The organism is Aquabacterium sp. CECT 9606, assembly GCF_918741295.1.
GTDB lineage: Bacteria > Pseudomonadota > Gammaproteobacteria > Burkholderiales > Burkholderiaceae_C > Aquabacterium.
This window is the reverse complement of sequence record NZ_CAKKNB010000013.1, coordinates 1-1,318: the sequence shown is the minus strand read 5'-3', so window position 1 is coordinate 1,318 and position 1,318 is coordinate 1. Positions and strand designations below refer to the sequence as shown.

Genomic DNA, 1,318 nt, shown 5'->3' with positions numbered 1-1,318 from the left:
TGAACCGCCCCGGGTTTTGTGGAGGCCGGTTGGTTTAAGTCAGGCAATGGTCTTGACCTGATTGGCGAGTTGCCGGTAGTAGTTTGCCTCAGCCTCGGCTGGTGGGATGTAGCCGATGGGCTCAAGCAGCCGATGATGGTTGAACCAAGCGACCCATTCGAGCGTGGCAAGTTCGACAGACTCCCTGGTCTTCCAAGGTGCCCGACGGTGGATCAGCTCGGCCTTGTACAGCCCGTTGATGGTCTCGGCCAGCGCGTTGTCATAGCTGTCACCACGGCTACCAACGGACGGTTCGATACCTGCCTCAGCCAAGCGCTCGGTGTAGCGAATGCTGACGTATTGAGACCCCCTGTCCGAGTGATGCGTCAATGACCCATCCCGCTCGGGCTGGCGGGCATACAGCGCCTGCTCCAACGCATCGAGCACGAAGTCCGTACGCATTGAACTGCTCACGCGCCAGCCCACGATGCGGCGCGCGTACACGTCGATCACGAAGGCCACGTACAGCCAGCCCTGCCAGGTGGAGACATAGGTGAAGTCCGACACCCAGAGTTGGTTGGGCCGATCGGCCCTGAACTGGCGATTGACCTTGTCTTGAGGGCAAAGCGCCTTGGCATCGGGAACAGTGGTTCGCATCACCTTGCCTCGGACCACGCCGCGCAGTCCGAGCTGCCGCATTAGCCGCTCGACGGTACAACGGGCCACCTTGATGCCCTCGCGGTTCATCTGCATCCAGACCTTGTCGGCGCCGTAGGCCTGCATGTTGGCCAGCCAGACCCGATGAACATGCGGCAGCAGGACTTCGTCACGTTTGGCGCGAGCGCAGCGTTTGTCGGGCTGACGTTGCAGCCAGGCGTGGCGCCAATAGGCCGACGGGGCGATCTGCAGCACTTTGCAGATCGACTCGACCCCGTAGGTGTGGCGATGCCGATCGACAAAAGCCCTCAGGACTTCAGGCGGCGGTCGAGTTCCGCCTGGGCGAAAAACGCGCTGGCCAGCTTGAGGATTTCGTTGGCCTTGCGCAGCTCTTTGTTCTCACGCTCAAGCGTCTTCAGGCGCTCCATGTCGGCCGTCGTCATGCCATCTCTGGCGCCAGAATCAATCTCGTGGCGCTTGACCCATTCGTTCAGTGTCTGGGCGGTGCAACCGATCTTGGGCGCGATCGACTCAACGGCCGCCCACAGTGACGGGTATTCGCCTCGATGCTCCTGCACCAGACGAACGGCGCGTTCGCGTACCTCGGGGGAAAACTTGTTCGACTTGCTCATGGCTCTATCTTCTCAAGAGTTAGAGCCTCCTCAAAACCCGGGGCGGTTCA

1 protein-coding gene and 1 other annotated feature are annotated in these 1,318 nt (G+C 61.2%); the gene reads right to left on the bottom strand.

Translation table 11 applies throughout. The features are described from left to right. Positions 1–39: 39 nt before the first annotated feature. A protein-coding gene (locus tag LQ232_RS23470) for an IS3 family transposase (protein WP_230182824.1) occupies positions 40–1,268 on the bottom strand; the annotation gives its coding sequence in 2 pieces (ribosomal slippage) (positions 40–980 and positions 980–1,268; 1,230 coding nt in all). Next, positions 874–990 (bottom strand) — a sequence feature (AL1L pseudoknot). It overlaps the preceding gene by 117 nt. Positions 1,269–1,318: the final 50 nt, after the last annotated feature.